The following is a 6,006-nucleotide window of genomic DNA, read 5'->3' as shown; positions in this document are numbered from 1 at the left end:
CTCCATGCCGTCCACCGACGCGTTCGACAAACAGGATGCGGCGTACCGTGAATCTGTTCTGCCGAAAGCCGTCTCTGCACGTGTGGCGATTGAAGCCGGTATTGCGGACTTCTGGTACAAATACGTGGGCCTGAACGGCGCGGTAGTGGGCATGACCACCTTTGGTGAGTCGGCGCCGGCTGAGCAGTTATTCGCGATGTATGGCTTCAGTGTCGAAAACATTGTCGACACGGCGAAAACCGTGATGTAACCCCCTTGCCGGATAGCGGCTTTGCCTTATCCGGCATTTCTTCCGCCAGTAAGTTCCCCGTAAGCAAACGCTACTGATAATGCGCTTTCATTGCCAACAGGAGCGTTATCATGGCTGTTGTATCACGTCACATTATTCTTACGGGTTTGCTGTCTGTGTCCTTTAATGCTGCGGCTGACGACGCCAGCCAGTTCGGTTTGGGCGTTGGCGTGGCGAGTACACAAAAGCCCTACACCGGTATGGATCGCGAATACACGCCGCTCCCCGTTTTACACTATGAAAACGACCACTTTCGCTTTGCCGGACTCTCTGCGGAGCTCAAATTACCCGCGCTACCGTTCGGTGAAACTCAGCGGCTAACAACCGGTCTAATCGTCCGCTATGATGGCGCAGGTTACGCGGCTGATGATGCCGCCATTCTGCACGGGATGGCTAAACGCAAAGGCGGGTTTTGGGGCGGCGCGGGCGCGGAGTGGCAGAACCCGCTGGTGAATGTGTTCGCTGACTGGACGCACGACCTTTCCGGCAACAGTAAAGGGCAGCGCTTACGCCTGGGGGCGGAGCGAGGCTGGCAGTTCGGCGAAGGGTTTACACTGACGCCGCGTATTGTCGCCAACCGCTATGACAGCCACTACGTGGATTACTACTACGGCGTACGGGATGATGAGGCGCGTGCATGGCGGCCTGCCTGGCAGGGACGCGCTGCGCTGAACACCGAGATTGGCCTCAATGGACGGTGGCAATTTCACGAACACCATATTTTCATGGTGGATGTACAAGCGACGCTGCTGGCGTCGGACATTAAGGACAGCCCGCTGGTGGACAGGACCAACGAAAACCGCCTCTTTATGAGCTACATGTACGCGTTCTGATGAGCCGAATATTGTTAATTGAAGATCACGAGCATCTGGCTCGGCTGATTGCCAAAGGGTTGGCGTCGGCCGGTATCGCCGCCGATCTCGTCAGCCGCGCCGATACGGCCTGGGCGGCTGTCCGGCAGGTTTCCTACCAGGGCATGGTGCTCGACCGGGGGTTGCCCGATGGCGATGGTCTACAGCTATTACAACGTTTGCGCCAGGCGCAAATCGCGGTTCCGTGCCTGATCCTCACCGCCCGCGATGCCCTGCACGATCGCGTTGAAGGGCTGGAAGCCGGGGCGGATGATTATCTCGCCAAACCCTTTGCGATGGAGGAACTGGTGGCCCGCGTGCGCGCGTTGTTGCGTCGTCCTGTGGAGCATCAGTCGCTGCACCCGGCATGGGGAGACATCATCTTATTGCCCGAGTCCGGCGTCATGCAGTGCGGGCAGCAGAGTATCGCGCTGGCGCCTGCCGAGTTGCAGATCATGCTGGCGCTGGTGCGTAAACAGGGCGGCGTGGTGCGGCGCAACCGGATGGAGTCCGCCGGATGGGGGCTAAGCGAGACGGTTACGCCAAATGCGCTGGATGTTGCCTTACACCGACTCCGGCGCAAGCTGCATGCGATTGGCTCCCGCTTACAGATTGTCAACCTCAGAGGGCTGGGCTATGCCATCCGTGAAAAAGCGCTGGCTGAATAGTCTGGCGCTGAAGATTTTACTGGCGTTTATCGCCGGTGCGCTATTGAGCATTGGTCTGCTGATACTGACCGGCATGGTGGTCAAAGAGCGCTTGCCGGGAATGGATCTGACGGACTATACGCAAGCGCTGGCGAGGGCATTGCAGTTTGACCAACACGGGAATCCGGTCGGGTTCACGCAGGGCGATCAGTACCCGCTGTGGATTTATCAGAGTCTGTCTGAGGATGTCGCGTACCGGATCCTCGACGAGAAAGGGCATGTTGTGCTGATGTCGCCGGGGGCGCAGGCCTGGCCGCCGATAGCACACATTACCGCGCCGCAGGAAGGGAGCTTTAGCTTTACGCGTAATGGCGTGGTGTATGATGGCGTGACCGCACAGTATAGCCACCAGGGCCGACGCGGGTTTATTCAGATGACGGCCAGTTCGCGGATCATCGATTTCCTGCACCGCGGGTTTGCGCTGCCGTTTATCCGCTTTGGCATTGAGCTTTTCAGCCTTGTGCTGCTGGTGGTGTTTGGGTTTTGCGCGTGGATCACGCTGAAATATTCCCTCCGACCTTTGCGTCAGGCATCTGCGGACGCGGCAATGATCTCCCCGCGATCGCTGGATGCCCGCCTGCAAACCCAGGGCATGCCGGGGGAGATCCTCCCGCTCATCGACAGCTTTAACCAGGCGCTGGCGCGGCTGGAGAAGGGGTATCGCAGTCAGCAGGATTTTCTGGCGAAAGCCGCTCATGAATTAAAAACGCCGCTGACGTTATTAAGGGCAGAACTGGAGTTGATGGATGACCGCGCCGGTGTGCGTGAACCGCTGCTGATGCAGGTGGAACATCTGGCGCGCCAGGTTCAGCAACTTCTGCTGCTCGCCGAAGCCAGTGAGCCGCTGAGCTACCATTTTGTTCCGCTTGATGTGGCGGAAGTGACCCGGGATAGCCTGCAATTTTTACAGCCGATTGCGGAAGAGGCACATGTCAGCCTGTCGCTTGTCGTGAGCGATGATGCGGTGGTGTGGCATGCCGATCGTGGCGCCTTGTTTACCTTGCTCAAAAACCTGATGGAGAATGCCATTCAGCATGCTCCTGCCGAGTCGGATGTGCGTACAGAAATCACTGCCGGGTGTATCACGGTGCGGGATTATGGGCCGGGCGTGACGCAGGATGCGTTGCCATTGCTGTTTTCACGCTTCTGGCGCGGTGCGCACCGGCGGGATAGCGGGGCAGGGTTAGGGCTGGCGATTTGCCACGAGATTGCGCTGGCGCATGGCTGGCAACTGGCGGCGGAAAACGCGCAGCCAGGGTTAAGACTGGCGTTAAAACGTTAGGGCAGTGCCTCATCCGGCCTGGGATCCCCACAGGCCGGATAAGCGTCAGCGCTATCGGATACGGACTCAACGCCCGGCTTTTAACTTCTGGTAATACTCTTCGTAAAGGGCGCTGGCGCTGCCGACATCATTTTGCCACTCGCCCTTACTGAGGGTTTCCGCATCCGGGTAGAGGGACTTATCGTTCGCCACTTCCGGTTTCAGCAGCTTACGCGCGGCCAGGTTTGGCGTTGGGTAGCCGATGGTTTCCGCCACTTGTTTGGCAATCTCCGGGCGCAGCAGGAAGTTAATAAGCTTCAGCGCCCCGTCGACGTTTTTCGCATTTGCCGGGATCGCCAGGCTATCCATCCAGAAAATCCCCCCTTCCTGAGGCCAGACGACATCCAGTGGCGTCCCCGCCTGACGCGCCACATACGCTGAACCGTTCCACACCATTCCCAGATTCACTTCGCCTTCCATATAGGGGTTGGCGGGGTTATCCGAGTTGAACGCTGCGACGTTTGGCATCAGTTTTTTCAGCTCGTTATAGGCCGCTTCAATCTCTTTGGGATCGGTGGTGTTGCCGGAGTAACCCAACTTGCGCAGCGCCATCTGGAACACTTCGCGGGCGTCATCCGTCAGCAGCAGGCTGCCCTTGTATTCCGGTTTCCACAGATCGGCCCAGCGGGTCACGGTTTTCGGATCGATAGCCTCGCTATTTACGCCAATCGCGGTGGCGCCCCAGATATAAGGGATGGAGTAGTCGTTATTGGGGTCAAACGGTTTGTTGAGCATCTGTGGATCGAGGTTATTGAAGTGGGTCAGCTTCGTTTTGTCGATCTTCTGGATCATGCCCTCTTTGCGCATCTTATCCACGAAGTAGGTGGACGGCACGACCAGGTCGTATGCGCCTTCTTTGTAGGTTTTGAGCTTGGCGTACATGGTTTCATTCGATTCATAGGTCGAATAGATAACCTTGATGCCGGTCTCTTTGGTGAACTGCTCCAGCAGGCCGGGCGGCACATACTCGGTCCAGTTGTAGAAATAGAGCGTTTTGTTGTCGTCCGCATGCGCGGCGCTCATGCCGATGGCGAGAGCTCCCGCTGCCAGCAGGTGGCGTGACCATTTTTTCATTATCTTACGTCCCCTGAGTTTTGGTTTTATCACGAGCAATCAGCTGGCTGGCAATCACCAGTACCAGCGACAGCACTAACAGAATGGTGGCCAGCGCGTTGACTTCCGGCGACACGCCCACCTTGACCATGGAATAGATTTTTAAGGGCAGAATTTCATAGCCCGGACCGGTAACGAAGGACGAAACCACCACGTCGTCCATCGACAGGGTAAAGCTCAGCAGCCAGCCAGCCGCGACGGCAGGCATCGCCAGCGGCAGGATGATTTTGCGCAGAATAGTGACTTCGCTGGCCCCCAGATCTTTGGCGGCTTCCAGCATGCGCACATCAAAGCCTTTCAGGCGCGAGAAGACGGTCACCACCACAAATGGCAGGCAGAAGGTGATATGCGAAAACAGCAATGACCAGAACCCGAGCTGAATGCCCAGCAGCATAAACAGCACCAGTAGCGAAATGGCCATGACGATATCCGGCGACATCATCACCACAAACAGCATACCGCTGACAAACGGTTTACCGCGAAAACGGTAGCGATAGAGTGCAACGGCTGTCAGCGAGCCAATCAGGGTGGCAAAGGTGGCGGAGAGTACGGCCATCGTCAGCGAGTGTTGCGCGGCTTGCAGCAGACTGTCGTTGTTCATCAACAGGTGATACCACTCGGTAGAGAACCCCTGCCAGTTAATGCCAAAGCGCGATTGATTAAACGAGTTGACGATCAGAATGATGATCGGAATATACAGATACGCGTAAATAGCGGTCATAAAACCGCCGCGCAGCAGTCGACCAATCATGCGCATTCCACCTTTTTCTTAAGCCAATTGTTCGATTCCAGTGATTTGAAAATTATCACTTTTTGCCACCTCCAACCCATTTCACCAACACTGTCTGGCAGTCGACAGTCGCTTGAGGCCGCGCATTTTACAACAATTTGTTTTGCGATCGGGAAAAACTCCCGCATAAACGACGAACTTTACCTGTTTTGGACAACCCGTACCGTTATTGCGAGCCGGTGTTGAGGGGGCGGTTCCTGCTTAACATGAGATTCCACTCGTTTGTTGTCGCCTGACCTGATGTAATATCCCGGCGTTTATGCACATTATTTTTAAAGGAATTTTTATGGGATGGAATAAAAATGCCGCCGTTGATTGCATGGTGAAACATGCGGGCCTGAAATCTACCGGGTATTGTGCAACGTTCACTCGTCGGGCGATTGAAACCGCCACCCCTCTTATGTGATTGACAGGAAAAACGGATGCGATTGCTCATTTCATTACTGTTGGTGGCTTATCTCCCTTTTGCCAGCGCCACAACAGAGACCGATATTCAGAAAAATGTTACGGCGTTCTACACATTTTATCTGCACGAAATTAATCACGATGTTTCGCCAGATAACATCATCAAAATGGAACAAATGCATAAATGGGTATCGGCGACGTTACTTAAGCGTATGGATGAAATTTATTCGATGCCGGAGCAAGAGTTACTGATGGCCGATTATTTTACCTACGCGCAGGATGCGTTCCCCGAGTGGGAGAAAACTATAAACGTTTCTCCGGCGTCTTTGGATGGGCAAAGTATGAAACTGGATGTCTGGCTTGGGCAGCAGAATAGCGAACATGCGCATCTGCAGGTTTGGACCCGTAAGGAAAATGGACACTGGAAGATTTGGCGGGTCGTTGATGCGGGTGACAATATTGAGCAAAAACTTTACTGACAGACACCGCAGTTTAATGGCAACAAGGCACGGATAGTGCCTTGAATGGCA

7 protein-coding genes are annotated in these 6,006 nt (G+C 55.4%); 5 read left to right on the top strand and 2 right to left on the bottom strand.

The annotated features are described in order from the left end of the window. The 4 genes from ACQ3G7_RS15230 to ACQ3G7_RS15215 all read left to right on the top strand — a co-directional run. The coding region (locus tag ACQ3G7_RS15230; protein WP_430890441.1) for a transketolase-like TK C-terminal-containing protein at nt 1–250 on the top strand (250 nt) is incomplete at its 5' end. Between the two features lie 110 nt (nt 251–360). Beyond that, on the top strand, nt 361–1,122 hold the full coding sequence (locus ACQ3G7_RS15225; RefSeq protein WP_430890440.1) for a MipA/OmpV family protein: 762 nt from the start codon (nt 361–363) through the stop codon (nt 1,120–1,122). Then, on the top strand, nt 1,122–1,808 hold the full coding sequence (locus ACQ3G7_RS15220) for a response regulator transcription factor (protein WP_430890439.1): 687 nt from the start codon (nt 1,122–1,124) through the stop codon (nt 1,806–1,808). Before ACQ3G7_RS15225 ends, ACQ3G7_RS15220 begins: the two co-directional genes overlap by 1 nt. Beyond that, entirely contained in the window at nt 1,777–3,129 is a 1,353-nt protein-coding gene (locus ACQ3G7_RS15215; protein WP_430890438.1) for an ATP-binding protein, read from the top strand. The genes ACQ3G7_RS15220 and ACQ3G7_RS15215 overlap by 32 nt, the downstream gene beginning before the upstream one ends. 66 nt (nt 3,130–3,195) lie before the next feature. Here ACQ3G7_RS15215 and potD read toward each other — a convergent pair whose 3' ends face one another. Continuing rightward, on the bottom strand, nt 3,196–4,242 hold the full coding sequence (gene potD / locus ACQ3G7_RS15210) for a spermidine/putrescine ABC transporter substrate-binding protein PotD (protein WP_430890437.1): 1,047 nt from the start codon (nt 4,240–4,242) through the stop codon (nt 3,196–3,198). 4 nt (nt 4,243–4,246) lie between these two features. After that, nucleotides 4,247–5,032: a spermidine/putrescine ABC transporter permease PotC gene (gene potC, locus ACQ3G7_RS15205; protein ID WP_430890436.1), complete on the bottom strand. Its 786-nt coding sequence runs from the start codon at nt 5,030–5,032 to the stop codon at nt 4,247–4,249. A gap of 461 nt (nt 5,033–5,493) precedes the next feature. On the opposite strand from potC, the gene ACQ3G7_RS15200 reads away from it, so the two are divergent. Beyond that, the gene (locus ACQ3G7_RS15200; RefSeq protein WP_430890435.1) at nt 5,494–5,955 is read left to right on the top strand and encodes a DUF3828 domain-containing protein; all 462 of its coding nucleotides are present in this window, start codon (nt 5,494–5,496) and stop codon (nt 5,953–5,955) included. Nucleotides 5,956–6,006 lie beyond the last annotated feature (51 nt).

The organism is Kosakonia sp. N21 (assembly GCF_050587465.1).
GTDB lineage: Bacteria > Pseudomonadota > Gammaproteobacteria > Enterobacterales > Enterobacteriaceae.
This window is presented reverse-complemented; position numbering and strand designations above follow the sequence as displayed.